Origin of the sequence: Lysinibacillus sp. NPDC056959 (assembly GCF_042674095.1) — a bacterium.
GTDB classification, from domain to species: domain Bacteria; phylum Bacillota; class Bacilli; order Bacillales_A; family Planococcaceae; genus Lysinibacillus; species Lysinibacillus zambalensis.
Genome location: NZ_JBHURE010000028.1, coordinates 40,021 through 54,096, shown reverse-complemented (window position 1 = coordinate 54,096; position 14,076 = coordinate 40,021). Strand labels below are relative to the sequence as shown.

The 14,076-nt window shown below is 36.5% G+C and carries 15 protein-coding genes, 1 rRNA gene and 1 riboswitch; of the genes, 6 read left to right on the top strand and 10 right to left on the bottom strand.

What is annotated here, in order from left to right; genetic code table 11:
- Positions 1 to 75, top strand: a 5S ribosomal RNA gene (gene rrf, locus ACFTQ7_RS24895); the annotation flags it as partial.
- A 208-nt stretch (positions 76 to 283) separates the two neighbouring features.
- On the opposite strand, the gene ACFTQ7_RS21760 is transcribed toward rrf, so the two are convergent.
- Positions 284 to 550, bottom strand: coding sequence for a hypothetical protein (locus ACFTQ7_RS21760; protein WP_349662261.1), 267 nt, complete (start codon positions 548 to 550; stop codon positions 284 to 286).
- 317 nt (positions 551 to 867) lie between these two features.
- Complete coding sequence (locus ACFTQ7_RS21755) at positions 868 to 1,524, bottom strand: Type 1 glutamine amidotransferase-like domain-containing protein (RefSeq protein WP_386831046.1); 657 nt, start codon at positions 1,522 to 1,524, stop codon at positions 868 to 870.
- Between the two features lie 234 nt (positions 1,525 to 1,758).
- Here ACFTQ7_RS21755 and ACFTQ7_RS21750 point away from each other — a divergent pair, with 234 nt between their 5' ends.
- Together ACFTQ7_RS21750 and xerA are read left to right on the top strand one after the other, a co-directional pair.
- Positions 1,759 to 2,175 (top strand): DUF3888 domain-containing protein, encoded by a 417-nt coding sequence (locus ACFTQ7_RS21750; protein ID WP_386831044.1) that lies wholly within the window; start codon positions 1,759 to 1,761, stop codon positions 2,173 to 2,175.
- Positions 2,176 to 2,297: 122 nt separating this feature from the next.
- Positions 2,298 to 3,137: a site-specific tyrosine recombinase/integron integrase gene (xerA, locus tag ACFTQ7_RS21745; RefSeq protein WP_386831042.1), complete on the top strand. Its 840-nt coding sequence runs from the start codon at positions 2,298 to 2,300 to the stop codon at positions 3,135 to 3,137.
- A 74-nt stretch (positions 3,138 to 3,211) separates the two neighbouring features.
- Here xerA and ACFTQ7_RS21740 read toward each other — a convergent pair whose 3' ends face one another.
- The 5 genes from ACFTQ7_RS21740 to chrR form a co-directional block, all read right to left on the bottom strand.
- Entirely contained in the window at positions 3,212 to 3,553 is a 342-nt protein-coding gene (locus tag ACFTQ7_RS21740) for a GNAT family N-acetyltransferase (protein ID WP_386831049.1), read from the bottom strand.
- A 362-nt stretch (positions 3,554 to 3,915) separates the two neighbouring features.
- A complete protein-coding gene (locus tag ACFTQ7_RS21735; RefSeq protein ID WP_386831040.1) occupies positions 3,916 to 4,557 on the bottom strand; it encodes a hypothetical protein in 642 nt (213 codons plus the stop codon).
- 298 nt (positions 4,558 to 4,855) lie between these two features.
- Positions 4,856 to 5,326 (bottom strand): peptide-methionine (S)-S-oxide reductase, encoded by a 471-nt coding sequence (locus tag ACFTQ7_RS21730; protein ID WP_386831038.1) that lies wholly within the window; start codon positions 5,324 to 5,326, stop codon positions 4,856 to 4,858.
- 395 nt (positions 5,327 to 5,721) lie between these two features.
- Positions 5,722 to 6,021: a hypothetical protein gene (locus tag ACFTQ7_RS21725; protein WP_386831036.1), complete on the bottom strand. Its 300-nt coding sequence runs from the start codon at positions 6,019 to 6,021 to the stop codon at positions 5,722 to 5,724.
- Between the two features lie 278 nt (positions 6,022 to 6,299).
- Complete coding sequence (gene chrR, locus ACFTQ7_RS21720) at positions 6,300 to 7,031, bottom strand: class II chromate reductase ChrR (protein ID WP_386831034.1); 732 nt, start codon at positions 7,029 to 7,031, stop codon at positions 6,300 to 6,302.
- A gap of 283 nt (positions 7,032 to 7,314) precedes the next feature.
- On the opposite strand from chrR, the gene scpC reads away from it, so the two are divergent.
- Positions 7,315 to 8,835, top strand: coding sequence for a succinyl-CoA:acetate CoA-transferase ScpC (gene scpC / locus ACFTQ7_RS21715; RefSeq protein WP_386831032.1), 1,521 nt, complete (start codon positions 7,315 to 7,317; stop codon positions 8,833 to 8,835).
- A gap of 195 nt (positions 8,836 to 9,030) precedes the next feature.
- On the opposite strand, the gene ACFTQ7_RS21710 is transcribed toward scpC, so the two are convergent.
- The 3 genes from ACFTQ7_RS21710 to ACFTQ7_RS21700 form a co-directional block, all read right to left on the bottom strand.
- The gene (locus tag ACFTQ7_RS21710) at positions 9,031 to 10,512 is read right to left on the bottom strand and encodes a DASS family sodium-coupled anion symporter (protein ID WP_349662256.1); all 1,482 of its coding nucleotides are present in this window, start codon (positions 10,510 to 10,512) and stop codon (positions 9,031 to 9,033) included.
- 181 nt (positions 10,513 to 10,693) lie between these two features.
- Complete coding sequence (locus ACFTQ7_RS21705; RefSeq protein WP_386831029.1) at positions 10,694 to 11,326, bottom strand: glycerol-3-phosphate acyltransferase; 633 nt, start codon at positions 11,324 to 11,326, stop codon at positions 10,694 to 10,696.
- A 14-nt stretch (positions 11,327 to 11,340) separates the two neighbouring features.
- Positions 11,341 to 11,619, bottom strand: a complete 279-nt coding sequence (locus tag ACFTQ7_RS21700) for a hypothetical protein (protein ID WP_386831027.1) — start codon at positions 11,617 to 11,619, stop codon at positions 11,341 to 11,343.
- 3 nt (positions 11,620 to 11,622) lie between these two features.
- A riboswitch (SAM riboswitch) is annotated at positions 11,623 to 11,736 on the top strand.
- A gap of 117 nt (positions 11,737 to 11,853) precedes the next feature.
- On the opposite strand from ACFTQ7_RS21700, the gene ACFTQ7_RS21695 reads away from it, so the two are divergent.
- Positions 11,854 to 13,155, top strand: a complete 1,302-nt coding sequence (locus ACFTQ7_RS21695) for an O-acetylhomoserine aminocarboxypropyltransferase/cysteine synthase family protein (protein WP_386831025.1) — start codon at positions 11,854 to 11,856, stop codon at positions 13,153 to 13,155.
- A gap of 323 nt (positions 13,156 to 13,478) precedes the next feature.
- Positions 13,479 to 13,865 (top strand): hypothetical protein, encoded by a 387-nt coding sequence (locus ACFTQ7_RS21690; protein ID WP_349662253.1) that lies wholly within the window; start codon positions 13,479 to 13,481, stop codon positions 13,863 to 13,865.
- Positions 13,866 to 14,076: the final 211 nt, after the last annotated feature.

The window sequence follows — 14,076 nt, the reverse complement described above, 5'->3', positions numbered from 1 at the left end:
GAACACGGAAGTTAAGCTCTTTAGCGCCGATGGTAGTTGGGGGCTTCCCCCTGTGAGAGTAGGACGTCGCTAGGCACCTAGAAAAGTCGAGGATTTATTCCTCGGCTTTTTTTTGCGATTTTTAGTTGAGCGCTAGTTGACAAAGGTGTAGGACCTGAAGATCTGTTGGTTTTGAAAAAAGTTTATTTATTAATTTTACAAGTCACCCGTTAGTTTAAGCGGAAAACTTTAAAAATAATATAACCTTTTATCATTTTCCGACAGAAGACTCCATGAGAGTAGTTCAACTTTCGCCCATAAACACAAGTAGTAAGATTGACAATGAAACGCCAATGACATAAATCCCAAAAACAATAATAGGAGAATACTTCCAAAATCCTTTTTCCCTTTTTTTAAAGCTCTGAACACTAAATATTACTCCTATGACGAACATAATAACTCCAACGAAGAATAGCCAAGCAGTATTAAGTTGAAAGTAATAAAAACATGCAACACAAATAAGTCCTACTACTGAAAATAATGTTGATAATATCCCTTTTTTACTGAGCAATGTTTACCACCTCCTCTTTAATTTCTGCACTTACTATAAGAACGAACGAAATAAATATTGGTTCCAATTTTAATTAATTTTACCATTTGAAACCTACGGAATTTCTTACTATTTATTGAGCTAAATGGCCCGTTAGTACAATAAGAAAAAAGAGCTGTCCAAAACAGCTCAATGTTCTTCAAGTAAAGAACCCCGTTAGTTGAAGTAGAAAAAATAGACGCATATTCAACACTCGCGCCAGTTCTCCTTCACTTAATTTAAAATAGAGACGGTGCATAAAGAAATTAATTCAATTAAGCCATAGCGTTTTGCTACAACTAGAGCGTTTCATCCAATTTCTGAATCTTTGAGTTGGAAATTAAATAAACATTGCCAAAAACGTCGATTTTGTCTCCTTTTACACGTACAGCGCAATCTTTGTTCGACGCATAAATATTTATTTCTTCCGATAGGGGAGATAGTTCGCTTTGAACCAGTGCAATGTTATTTTCAAGGTCAAAATGAGACCGGACGGAAAAATTGTCAAGACCGATTCCGTCGTAAACAGAGCTCATTTCAATTTCATCTCCAAAGTTTTTCGAGCATAACCATTTAGCGGACATGTTGATTGCTCCAGCGCTTGCTCCCACCACAACGGCGCTGCTTTTTTTTATCGAATCCGATAATTCATATTCCATCAAAAAACCATTTTGATTAAGAATATTACCACCCAACAAGAAAATGACGGAAGCATTTTGAATTATCGTTTGGGCATCTTCCTTCTGTACGCGGTAATTAATTAAATGATACTCATCAAACATAATACCAGCCTGATCGAGCCACGAGCGTTCAGTAGCGCCATCATCTTCATAAATAGAAGGATTCGAGCTAATCATAGCCAGCGATTTTCTATCAGTTATATCCTCCTGTAACACCCTACCCAGATCTTCTGGAAAAAAATTATCAAACCAACCTAAATAATAGTGAATTTTCATAAGTACCCCCTCAGCAAAGTGTAAATAACATTTATTCCTTGCATCACTCATTCTGTTTTCTTGTCACTCTCAATATGCCCGATTGTTAAACACAATTTAAACAACACTCTTCAACTATCCTGCTCCTTAGTTCAATAAAGAAAAAAGAACAACTCAATTCAATAAATACATACTTTATTCAATAAAGGAGATAATACAATTAATTAAAGACTGTAAAGAGGTGTATTCAGGAAAATGAAAAGGATATTACTCGTTTTTACACTCTCCCTTGTTCTAATTATATCTTTTCAAACAACAACCGTTTCATCATCTGAACCAACTCAAGACTCTAACCAGCTTAGATTACAAGATATGCTTATGTTAATGCTTACTCCTTATATAGAAAAAGATTTAAATAGCTATTATTATCCTAAGATTTTAAAGGATTTTTCACCTCATGTCACACCATGGAAAATTGAAGTTATTGAAACTAGAAGAGTAAATAGTTTCCGTCGCTTTATTTTGCAAATTACATTTGAAATTGAACCTACTGATGGCGGACAGTGGATTCCAGTAGGGAAGGACCGAATGACGTATGAAGTTTCTTTTGGACCAGAGGTTAAATTAATAAATCACACGCACTTAAAAACATATAAATATCCACCAGAATAATTACGTAATTTATACTGACTTTGTTCAACTAACCTGCGCCGTTAGTACAATCACTCCTATGTCTAGAATTCTATTAAGTTGGCAATAATCCCTTTTATATTACTATTTTAGGGGGAATGGAATTGTTACTGTCAAAAGCATGGACTTTGTTTGAAGCAGATAAACGAATAGAGGGCTTTTCGCCACAAACGCTGAAGGCCTACCGGTTACAGGCTTTTCTATTAATTGGTTATTTTAAGGATATAGAGATGGAATTGCTTGACACCAATCAACTGAAGGAATACCTTGCTATATCCGGCAAGCACTTAAAACCAGCCAGTCTTGCACACCGTATCCGCTTTATGAAATCATTTTTTCGTTGGTCTCATGAAGAAGGATACCTGATTAAGAATCCAACTTCCAAAATTAAAGAACCGAAAGTAGGGAAGCGGATACCCAAGTATTTAACCGAACGGGAGATTGAACACCTTCGTGAATCCTGTCATTCCGCAATGGAAAAAGCTATTTTCGAATTCATGTTTTCTACTGGTTGCCGAATTGGAGAAATAGTTGCCTTAGAAAAGAACCATATTAATTGGTCCAATCAATCCGCAATCGTTAGAGGAAAAGGTGATAAGGAAAGGGAGGTTTATTTTAATACGCGTTGTGACATATGGCTTAGACGTTATATCGAAAGCCGCACTGACAATAATCCTGCCATCTTTGTGACAGTAAGGCAGCCACATAAAATGAGTGTTGCCCAGATGCGATACATCATCAAGCGGATATCAAATCGTGCTGAAATCAATAAAGAAATTCATCCACACCAACTTAGACACAGCTATGCAACACATTTGTTGAACAATGGAGCTCCCATAGAAGTCATACAAAGTCTTATGGGGCATGAGAAAAGCGAAACAACTAGGATCTACGCTCAATTAAGCGGGAGGCTAAGGAAAGAATATTATCAGAAGTACTTTTAAATGTAAAAGGGGCAATGTCTTAAAAGACTTTGCTCCCACTTGACTAAAGCCCCCGTTAGCTTTATAAGATGTTATCATTTTCTATGTAATACAAATTGTGATTTACTGTATTTAAAGTTGTTTTTTTTGTAAAATGGAATTAAATGTTCTTCACAAAACAAGCTAATAACATCAATATGAGATAGTTCGTCTAACAATTTTGATACAAGATTCTTTCCAATGCCTGACTTTTGATATGCTTGATGTATAACAACGTCTTCTATATAAGCCCTAAAATTTCCGTCCGTTACAGCCCTTGCAAACCCAATAAGAGTACCATCTTTCCATACACCAATTGAAATTTCCCTTTTTAACATTTCTTCAATATCTTGTTCTTTTCTTTCCTTCCACCAACCTGCATCTTTATAAAGTTTCATAAGTTGGATTGCTTTAATTGGTTTTTCATTAAATCTAAAATATTCAAGTTCCAAGTCGTTATCCCCGATTCGTTTTTATTTTAATTTTATATAAATAGTACAGGATTGTCTTCTTAAACTAACCTGCACCGTTAGTTCAATAAGAAATGGCTCTACCTCGTATTGAAATAAAGCTCCCAATTAGCTAGTTTAAAGTTCGTTTATTCTATGTATTAAGATAGAACAAATCTTATTTTCATTCATTATAGGAATATTTTTTGGTTAGTAGGATAACGAGAAATCGGTTATAACAACCTGTATCAAAGAGATTACTTTGTAATGTTTGATAAGTTTTTACAGGATCAGCATACAATTATTAAGCACTACTTCATATTTCTTAACTCTGGTGGTAACTTATATTGTTTTCCGATTTGAATAGATCTTAACATGCTTGTGCTTTCACTTAATTTCTCAAATTTTATATTTTGTACTTTGTACTTCTTAAACAAGCTTACTACTTTCTGGCTTACATAAATTCTCGCAGTGAAGTTTCCTTTTTCATCAGGTTCTTCAACAAAGAAATCACTACCATCCCAATAATCGTTTACAAAATATACACCTTTAAGATACGGAACATTAGCTGATCCTAAATAAACTAACTTACTTCTATAATAATCTTTAGTATTACAGCGCCCAGTAATACTTAAACCATAATAATTATCGTATTTTTCCATTGCCTTCCCGTAAACTATAACTTCATATAATCTGTAACCTGTAATCCCATTTTCCTTTAGTATTTCTGCAACGCTCTTTTTAATAATTACATCAAACATTCCAGACCATATAATGCTTGAAGGTTTAGAATTACCCATATAATACCGGAAAGGAATTATACTGTCGGGTTTAAATTCTCCCCTTAATAAATGAAGTGAGTTTTTAGTATCTTTTTCCTCTATGCTTCCAACCCTAAAAGCTTTATTAATTGGGTCTTCGAATTGATATAATTGTTCATAATTTATCTTCATAATAATTTCATTAATCCTCCATAATAAACACTTAATTCAATAATACTATTTTAAAAAAACTACCTATAGCAACTTTATGAAGTGTTAACGATTTTTTCCTATCCATAGTATTGATTTCGATGTTCTTATTTCACTAAACTGCACCTTTAGTTGAAGAAGAAAAAGATGGAAGCTCTATGGAATCCCATCTTTAAGTAAAGCCACCGTTAATTTAAGAAGAACAGTGACGCTTATTAAACAATCGCGCCCAATCGTTGAAAATGATTAAATCCCATAAACCATCTTTTAATAATCTCACTTACTTATACCTATTTAATATTTCTTCTGGAATATGACAATAATCATTTGGACATCTAGCTAACCTATCTTGATGTTCTTCTGCACTTCTCATATAGTTTGTAAGAGGTAATACTTCAACAACTATAAGGTTGTAATCATTTCTCTCACTAAGAAACGCCTTCGCTTCTTTTAAGTGTTCAAACTTTTCACTATATACTCCTGTTCTGTATTTCATGCCAACATCCTGTCCTTGTTTATTCAAACTGTATGGATCAATGATTTCAAAGAAATACCCCATTAACTCTCTGATTGTTACAATTGTCGGATCAAATTCTGTTTTTACACATTCGGCGTACCCATCATAATCACCCTCAAGTGTATGACTTGTTCCATTAGCCCTTCCTGCTTCCGTAAACTTAACTCCAGGTAAAGTTTTTATAAAAGCTTGTACTCCCCATAAACATCCACCTGCAAAATATACTATTTCCATATTGACTCTCCTCTTTGTTTAAAAAATAAAAAAATTCATTCCAAGTAAATAGGAGGAAAAAAATGTAGTTACTAGGTCTACTACACATTAAAATAATGACAAACTTCATTATTCCATATTATGGACCGAACCTGTACCGTTAGTTCAATTAAGAAAAAAAGAGCTGCATATGCAACTCAATGATCTTTAATTAACACACACGTTAGTCCAACAAGCACATTCACTTATCTTTCTCTACTGACTCATTTATCAACCGACTATGTATTCTCTGCAAGGTCATCTAATCCTTTATTATTAGCTTTCCATAGGGTGTGCCCTAAAATTGTTCATACGGATGTGACATACCACTGTATATCTCCAAAGGCTTTTGTAGCTTGTCCAATTAAAGCACAACCTTAGTTGAAGAACGGAGCTATAAATAGCATTAGAATCGAACATAAAATCAGAGAATTACTAACTTCTTTTGGAAGCTTTTCTTTTCCTGGCCCTTTATAAAATCCGGAAAATTGAAATTTATTTCTATATAACACAAAAAATAAAATATAAATTGAAATACCAACTAACCAGCCACCATTGGTATTATCTACATTTATCCCTAAATTCGCATAGATTAATTTCACCAAAGCCCCCATCATACTACCCAGAACTAAGAAAATTACAATTATCCGAATTAATTCTAAAAATAATCTAATCATAATTCAAGTTCCCTTCGATTTATTTATATTAAAAGTTCTTTGTATACAGGAAATCCTAACTTTCTGCGTCGTTCTTCACAATCTTTATAGTCATATTAACATAAATGCCTAATAAAGAATTGAGCTACAAGGAGATACCGTAATCATAAAAAACGTCTAAAAGTTAATGGATTTAATCCCTTTAACTTATCGTTGCGTTTAGAAGCCAAAGAAAAGAATATAAAAGAAGTGGAGTTACTATCAATACGATAGTAACCCCACATAGCTTGTTGATGAAGTTATTTCCAATTAAAACCCTTTTTCGCTAAGAAATCTTTAATATGAGGACGGCGCTGTTCGATTAAGAAATCAGCCATTTGCTTTGTCCAGTTATCAATTTTTCGATTGGATGAGCGATTATTATAGTATGCTTCCATTGTGTCGTTGTACGCTGGTAAAAGCTCCTCATATTTTTCTGTATTGTATTCATTTTCATGTAATACTGCTGCAACAGGTAAACGAGGTTTTACTTCATTGCGACGTGCAGGAACCCCGATTGTTAAGCCGAATAGTGGGAAAACATAGTCAGGTAGATGGAATAATTCGCTTATTTCCTCTAGCTTATTACGCACTCCACCGATGTAACAAATTCCATATCCCATAGATTCAGCAGCCACAACGAAGTTTTGCGCGAATAATGATACATCGGCCACTCCAACAAGTACATTTTCTGCGGAATCAGCGACGATGTCTACACCTTCTAATTTGCCTGCTGATTGAAGACGTTTGAAATCTACACAAAAGACAAAGGCACCGCCTGAAGTTTCGTATTGACGAGGATTACCAGAGAGTAACCCTAGTTTTTCTTTTTTCTCCTCATCAGTGATCCAAATAACACTATAAGCTTGTACAAAATGTGATGTAGCAGCCATTTGTGCAGTAGCAATTAATTCTTCAATAATTTCCTTCGAAATCGGATTTCCATCATAAATACGAACCGAAGAGTGGTTGCGTAATAATTCTTTAACCATCAAAAAAATCCCCTTTTCCCTTTTATATATCAAGAGCATATCACGCTTTTTCGTCAAAATCGAATTTTTTCCATGTTGAAATTATTTTTAAATAATTTGCAGGTGCATAAAATTTCTCGTAAAATAAAATATTTTGTTAGTTATAGATTAAAAATTCTGAATAGTTTAGAATTATGTGTGGGCGGTTCATTTGGTTGGATTTCTAATAAATGGATGACTATACCAAAATGAGTAAACCGGATAATCTAGTTGAACAAAATAAAGTCGGATGGAGGAATAGGGGATGGAAGAAAAGTTGGCGAAAAAGCTTCGTAATGAACAGCTACGGAGCAAGGTAGTATCAGCAGATGAAGCAGCGTCTTGGATTAAGGATGGTATGGTACTTGGGATGAGTGGATTTACTCGTGCTGGTGATGTAAAAGTGGTACCGCTTGCGCTTGTGGAAAAAGCTAAAAAGGAAAACTTCAGGGTAGATGTATATACAGGTGCATCACTAGGCCCAGAAGTCGACCAATACTTAGCAGAAGCTGGCGTTATTCGTAAACGTGGACCTTTCCAAGCAGATGCCGGCATTCGTAACAAAATCAACAGTGGTGACATCACATTCGTTGATGCGCATCTATCACATAATGCGGAGCTAGTACGTCAAGGTATTATCGGTCCCATTGACTTTGCGATTATTGAAGCAGCTGCTATTACAGAAGACGGCTTACTAATTCCTACAACTTCAGTTGGTAACTCTCCGATTTTTGTGCAAGAGGCAGACCAAATAATTATTGAGTTGAACGTAGCTCAGCTTGATGAATTAGAAGGTGTCCATGATATTTTTGTACCAGGACTACAGGGGCAACGTGATCCAATTCCATTGCAAAATGTATCCGATCGGCTTGGCACAATTGGTATACCACTAGATTTAAATAAAGTAAAAGGCATTGTAATTTCAGATATTTTAGATGCGCCATCAACGATTGTCCCTGCGGATGAAGAGACAGATATTATGGCTAATCATTTATTAAATTTCCTACGTGAAGAAATTAAAGTAGGGCGTTTAACAACAAGCTTAAGGCCTATTCAATCGGGTGTAGGCTCAGTAGCAAATGCCGTTTTATTAGGTTTTAAAGATTCTGAGTTTGAGAACTTAGAAGTATATTCAGAAGTATTGCAAGACGCGGTATTCGAATTAATTGATGCCGGAAAGGTAAACTTCGCATCTGCTACTTCAATTACACTTTCCGAGGCAGTTGGAAATAGAGTTTATGGTAATTTTGAAAAATATACAGATAAACTAGTATTACGTCCGCAAGAGATTTCTAACCAACCAGAAATTATTCGCCGACTCGGGTTGATTTCTGTTAATACGGCATTAGAAGTAGATATTTACGGGAATGTGAATTCTACACATGTTTCTGGCACAAAAATGATGAATGGAATCGGCGGTTCTGGAGACTTTGCGCGTAATGCGCGATTAGGTATTTTTGTCACAAAATCTTATGCAAAAGGCGGAAATATTTCTAGTATCGTTCCAATGGTGTCGCATGTAGACCATACAGAGCATGATGTAGACGTCATCGTAACAGAGCAGGGAGTAGCAGACTTACGTGGGCTTGCTCCAAGAGAGAGGGTTGGACTCATTATCGATAACTGTGCACACCCGGAATATCGTGAGCAGCTATGGAAGTATTTTAATGATGCCAATGAAGCAACAGGTGGACATCATACGCCACATGTTTTAGAAAAAGCGCTCTCATGGCATGTGAATTTCGAAAAAAATGGCACGATGAAGAACCCAGCTTTATCGAAATAATAAATTGAAAAAGCCTTGAAGGACAGTTTATTTGTTCCTTCAAGGCTTTTCATTGTTAATAACATAATCCCAAAAGTTCGGGTATCTGTGGAATAGACGGGGGAGGCCTACGAAGTGATCGGGTAGGCTTCAAAGTGAACAGGTAATCCCCGAAATGATCTGCGCCCGAAGAAAACAAAGTTCCAAAGCTTCTTTTTACAATAATCCAATCCATTTCCAGTATGTTGCGGAGAATAGAAGAACTAGGATGTATCCGATGATCGTTAATGGAATACCAGACTTTAAGAAATCCTTTGTTGTAAAGGCTCCTGTACCATAGGCAAGCATATTTTGCGGTGCACTAATAGGTAAGAGGAAGCCGAAGCTAATAACGAATTGTTGCACGATAACGAAACCAACCTGATCGACATTAGTCGTTAATGTTGAAGCTAAAACGATAAATACTGGTATTAGCGCAGATGCTAAGCTTGTTGCGCTCGCAAAGCCTAAGTGAATAAGAATATTGAATAAAGTGACAAGGGCAATGGTTGCAAGAATTGGCATAGAATCTAAACCGAGTGAACCGAATACTTTATCAGATAACCAAGATGCACCTTTAGTATTAAGCAAGACGGTTCCTAACATAATTCCTACTGCAAAGACGATAATTGTACCCCAAGGAATATGCGGTTCAACTTGCTTCCACGTATAGACCCCGATTTTGGGCATTAATAAAATGGCGATTGCAACGATTGTAACCGTTGTCGTATCGAATGGGTGGAGTTTGCCCTCAGCAGCCCAGAAAAATAGTAAAACGACAGATGTTATGATTAATCGAATTTCGGGAGCTTTTAGTGGGCCAAGTTCCGCTAGTTGTTTTTTGATTACTTCTCGGCCACCTTCGATATTGCTTGTTTCAGGCTTAATTAGTGTAATCATAATGAAAAATAGAGCTACTGACATGATGATGGAGAAGGGAGCCGCGTAAAGCAACCAAGCACCCCATGAAATATCCACACCAAATTGTTCTTTAATGAAATTTAAAGCGACCATATTTTGAGCTGCTGCCGTTTTAATACCGATATTCCAAATGGAGACAGCTTGCACAGAGGTAATGACAAGTAAAGCAGCAAGTCGACTATCACGTGGTAAACCAAATGCCGCTACCATTCCGAGTAGAATTGGTACAACTGCGCCTGCACGTGCAGTAGCAGAAGGGACGAAGAATGCGAGTGCAATAGATACTAAAATAGCACCGAAGACAATGGCTTTCGTTTTTGTCCCTACTAGTGAAAGAATCCATAGTGCAAGACGTTTATGTAAATTGGTAATTTGCATGGCTGCCGCTAAGAAAAGAGCTGCGGCTACTAGTGCAACTGCTGAATTACTAAATCCGCTTAATGCTAATTTTAAAGCATCTGATGTTCCTAGCTCTCTCGTTGGATCTTCCATTGACGGAGCTAATCCTAGTAAAACTGTAACTAGAGCAATAATCATGGCAGAGCTAACGGGATAGGATACTGCTTCTGTAACCCATAGGATGACCGCGAAAGCTAAAATAGCCAAAGCCCGTTGTCCAGCTACAGGTAAATCGCCATTGTTCGGTAAAAAAGTTATGATGATTAGGGATGCGAACGCTAATGCAATCCAGAGTGGCTTTAAATTACGTTTCGGTTTTGCTTGTTCAGAAGTAGACATACTTTCTCATCCTTTCTAGCATTTTCTATAACATCGACTAGTAAAATGCTTTATTAAGAAAGTAAATTGTCTATTTATTGTAAAAAAAGCTAGTGTGTTCAAATGCGCTCTAGTTATAGCGATAATGGGCAGTTACGAGAAAATAAGCGGCCACAGAAAAGACAAAAATATCCAAAAGATATTAGTTTTTCTTCTTGAATGCAGAGGTAACTTTAGGCTCAGTTCCTAGCATCAATCGTTTAATATTTTCGATATGCAAAATGATGGCTATACTAAAAAGAAATAAGGCTATAAACGTTGGGCCGACCCCAGGAATCCATAAATATGTGGCAGTACAAAAAACGAGATAAAATTCAAGTACACCGACAATTAAAAAGCTCGTCACGAAAGAAAAAATAACAAATAAAATGAGTGCAAATAAGCCAACTTTCCAATCAATCGCGAGTAATATCCCGATAATTGAAGCAGTTCCTTTGCCGCCATTGAAGCCCATATAAAATGGGAAATTATGACCTAGAATGACACCGGCTGCTACGATATAGATAAAGAGCCAAACTTGTACTTCAGTTAATTGTGTTATATCAGCAAGATAGACATGTGCACCGATTATAGCTGCAACACCTTTACCGATATCGATAAGTCCGACTAATATGCCATATTTCCATCCAAGGGAAAGCGTGGCATTAGAGGCACCTGCATTGCCAAAACCAGTCTTTTTTAAATCTACCCCAGATAAAAACTGAGCAACTTTAGAGCCATGAATGCAGCCAATCAAATAACCAACAAGAAGAAAAATGATAATGGCTTTTAACATAAAAGTCCTCCTTTCTAAATAATAGGCTTATCAATAAAAGCTAGGGATGCCATTTTAAAACGTGCCATTGTATATAAGTTGATTTCCGCTCCGACTGGACGCCCCCAGGAAAGCGCCCAGTCGGAACGGAAATCAACCCCACGTTTTGATAATAAATCATTTAACGTTAAAATAATGTATGCGTTCGTAATACGTAAAGAAGCAGACAGAAGTTTCGGAAAAAATAAAATTTTAGTGTTGACAGAGAAAATGTCTATGTTTATACTTTGTAACAACGATGGAAATTGAATCACATACTCTTATCAAGAGCGGCGGAGGGATAGGCCCTATGATGCCCGGCAACCAGTAAGTGACGAGCTTGCTAAGGTGCTAATTCCTACAGATTCTTACTTGGATCTGGCAGATAAGGGGAGGAAAACTTGCAACCGCAACCCTCTTCTTAGCTGAAGAGGGTTTTTGTTTTCTACTTAAAAAATCCTCCTCATCTCCGGTGCCATCGTAAAAAAATAACCATATGGAGGTATACAATGACAAATTTTAAACCAGAAACATTGCTGTTACACGGTGGCCAAGAGCCAGACCCGGTAACAGGATCTCGTACAGTACCCGTATATCGCTCAACGGCATTTGTTTTTAAAGACACTGCTCATGCGCAACGTCTTTTTGCCTTAGAGGAAGCTGGCAATATTTACACACGAATTACAAACCCAACTGTAGATGTTTTTGAAAAACGCGTCGCTTTATTAGAAGGCGGTACAGCAGCGGTAGCACTTTCATCTGGTGCAGCAGCTATTGCATTTTCAATTTTAAATCTAGCAGGGGCAGGTGATGAAATTGTTGCAGGTAGCTCTTTGTACGGAGGTACTTATAATTTATTCGCCAACACACTACCAAACTACGGTATTAAAACAATTTTTGTAGACGAAACAAATCCAGAAAATTTCCGAGCAGCTATTACAGATAAAACAAAAGCGGTGTTCGCTGAAATTTACGGTAACCCAAGTTTAAAAGTGCTAGACATCGAAGCAGTAGCGAATGTAGCACATGAAAACGGCTTACCATTAATTATTGATAGCACATTTGCTTCACCATATGGCTCTACACCAATTGATTTCGGTGCAGATATCGTTGTTCATTCCGCAACAAAATGGATTGGCGGCCATGGTACAACTTTAGGTGGCGTTGTTGTAGATGCAGGGAAGTTTGATTGGACTCGTGGACGCTTCCCAGGCTTTACAGAGCCAGATGCTTCTTATCACGGTTTGCGTTATGGTATTGACACAGCAGCGGCTGCATTTGCCACAAAACTGCGCGTGCAATTACTACGCGACTTTGGTCCAACATTAAGTGCAGATGCAGCATTTAATTTATTACAAGGTTTAGAAACGCTTCATTTGCGTATACCTAAACACAATGAAAATGCATTAGCGGTAGCTGAATATTTACGAAACCACCCATCTGTGGAATATGTAAATTACAATGGCTTAGAAGATTTCCCTACTCATGAGTTAGCTAGAAAGTATTTGAGAAATGGCTTCGGATCAGTGCTTACATTTGGTATTAAAGGTGGGCGTGAAGCAGGGCGTAAATTAATCGATAGTGTGAAATTATTCTCGCACGTAGCAAATGTAGGGGATGCGAAATCATTAATTATCCATCCAGCATCTACTACACATCAGCAACTATCAGCTGAGGAGCTAATCCAAACTGGCGTAACCGAGTCGCTCATTCGCTTATCCATCGGTTTAGAGGCAGTAGAGGACATTATTGCAGATTTAGAACAAGCTATTGAACAAGTAACAGCTATACAGCAACAAGTAGAAGCCTAATAACTAAAAGACATTGGCTAATGTTGTAGCGTTTACGTATTTTCCCATTCGATAGGCCTCATTTGGTAATGCGTAAAACGTTGCTACATCATCCGCTTGCCTCATTCGGTAAAGGTAACTGAAAATCTTTAAAAATAATACCTAGTAATTTGATAAGTATTGTTGACTTGTTTAATTCCTTGTTTTATACTAGGAAATAAGAAAAGCGTTCGACATTTAGTTTTCATAAGTGCTCCCCCACTTTTGAAATATATGAAGCGGAGTAGTTGCTAAGTCAGTAACTACTCTTATCTACCAATACTGATGATAAAGGAGTGTTTTAAATGGGAAATGTGTATAGTGCGCAAAACATTGCATCTTATCTTATTTATGAGTTAAATGAAGGTCATGTTTTTGTGAACAACATGTCCATTCAAAACATACTTGCATCAGTTGAGAGTAAATGGCAAGAGAACTTTGGACATTCAGCTTTTAAGGAAATTGTTTATGTCAAAGAAGAAGGCTATACAGTAAAAGAAGTTTTTGAAGCTTATGAAGGCTATGGAGCAAGTCATATCTCTCTACCAGCAACAGAGTATTACTTAAAATACGGCACGTTCCAATTAGTTGAACGTACGTATGCAATACCAAATTTTACGCTAGAGGAAATAAGACTGGTGCAACAAGCGTTAACACAATATCGTTATAAATTACTAGCAAAAGCTAGTTAAATCCCTCATATAATTATGCTCATTCTCTGCTGCTACAGGGAATGAGCTTTTTAATTAGATGTTGGAAGATATACTATTATAATTGAAAAAATTTTTATTAATATATTTCAAAAGAACAATTTTTATAAATGTATTTACATAAATATAATAGAAGAAAGACAATTATTTTTGGCTCATTACAAAAGCTGTGGATGACATTTGTTAAAATTAA

Excerpts from the sequence above, each read along its gene's own strand:
- ACFTQ7_RS21690 (WP_349662253.1), top strand. The coding sequence starts at position 13,479 with ATGGGAAATGTGTATAGTGCGCAAAACATTGCATCTTATCTTATTTAT.
- scpC (WP_386831032.1), top strand. The coding sequence starts at position 7,315 with ATGGAAGAAAAGTTGGCGAAAAAGCTTCGTAATGAACAGCTACGGAGC.
- ACFTQ7_RS21730 (WP_386831038.1), bottom strand. The coding sequence starts at position 5,326 with ATGGAAATAGTATATTTTGCAGGTGGATGTTTATGGGGAGTACAAGCT.
- ACFTQ7_RS21750 (WP_386831044.1), top strand. The coding sequence starts at position 1,759 with ATGAAAAGGATATTACTCGTTTTTACACTCTCCCTTGTTCTAATTATA.
- ACFTQ7_RS21695 (WP_386831025.1), top strand. The coding sequence starts at position 11,854 with ATGACAAATTTTAAACCAGAAACATTGCTGTTACACGGTGGCCAAGAG.
- chrR (WP_386831034.1), bottom strand. The coding sequence starts at position 7,031 with ATGGTTAAAGAATTATTACGCAACCACTCTTCGGTTCGTATTTATGAT.
- ACFTQ7_RS21740 (WP_386831049.1), bottom strand. The coding sequence starts at position 3,553 with ATGAAACTTTATAAAGATGCAGGTTGGTGGAAGGAAAGAAAAGAACAA.
- ACFTQ7_RS21710 (WP_349662256.1), bottom strand. The coding sequence starts at position 10,512 with ATGTCTACTTCTGAACAAGCAAAACCGAAACGTAATTTAAAGCCACTC.
- ACFTQ7_RS21725 (WP_386831036.1), bottom strand. The coding sequence starts at position 6,021 with ATGATTAGATTATTTTTAGAATTAATTCGGATAATTGTAATTTTCTTA.
- ACFTQ7_RS21755 (WP_386831046.1), bottom strand. The coding sequence starts at position 1,524 with ATGAAAATTCACTATTATTTAGGTTGGTTTGATAATTTTTTTCCAGAA.
- ACFTQ7_RS21735 (WP_386831040.1), bottom strand. The coding sequence starts at position 4,557 with ATGAAGATAAATTATGAACAATTATATCAATTCGAAGACCCAATTAAT.
- ACFTQ7_RS21705 (WP_386831029.1), bottom strand. The coding sequence starts at position 11,326 with ATGTTAAAAGCCATTATCATTTTTCTTCTTGTTGGTTATTTGATTGGC.